Below are 435 nucleotides of genomic sequence, written 5' to 3'. Positions count from 1 at the left end.
CGCGGGCCCCGCGCGGGAGCAGCGAGGACCGGGACGAGCCCGTGGCCGAGAGCGAGGGCGCGGGCGAAGCCGCCGTGGGCTGTGGCGAAGCGTCAGCTGTCATGCGCGGATTGTGCCAGCACCGTACGGTCTCGGGGGACATTCCTCGCGATATCAGGGTATAACACATGAAAACGTGACCGATTGGTCGCGTCGGAGGGGGTTTTGATGGGCAAGTCGGCACTCATCACCGGGGTGACCGGCCAGGACGGGTCCTATCTGGCGGAGCTGCTGCTGGACAAGGGCTACACCGTGCACGGGCTGATCCGCCGGTCGTCGACGTTCAACACCGAGCGGATCGACCACATCTACCAGGGCCCGGACCAGCCGGAGCGGTCGTTCGTCCTGCACCACGCCGACCTCTCGGACGGGGTGGCGCTGGTGAACCTGCTGCGG

Annotated in this window: 1 protein-coding gene; it reads left to right on the top strand. The window is 67.8% G+C overall.

What is annotated here, in order from left to right; all coding sequences use genetic code 11:
- Positions 1-207: 207 nt before the first annotated feature.
- Positions 208-435: GDP-mannose 4,6-dehydratase (locus tag BZY54_RS47595; protein ID WP_143668410.1), on the top strand; the 228-nt coding region annotated here is incomplete at its 3' end.

It is taken from the genome of Streptomyces carpinensis (genome assembly GCF_002154505.1).
Classification (GTDB): Bacteria; Actinomycetota; Actinomycetes; order Streptomycetales; family Streptomycetaceae; genus Streptomyces; species Streptomyces carpinensis.
Note: the sequence above shows the minus strand (reverse complement) of the source record. Positions and strands in the feature narration are given on the sequence as shown.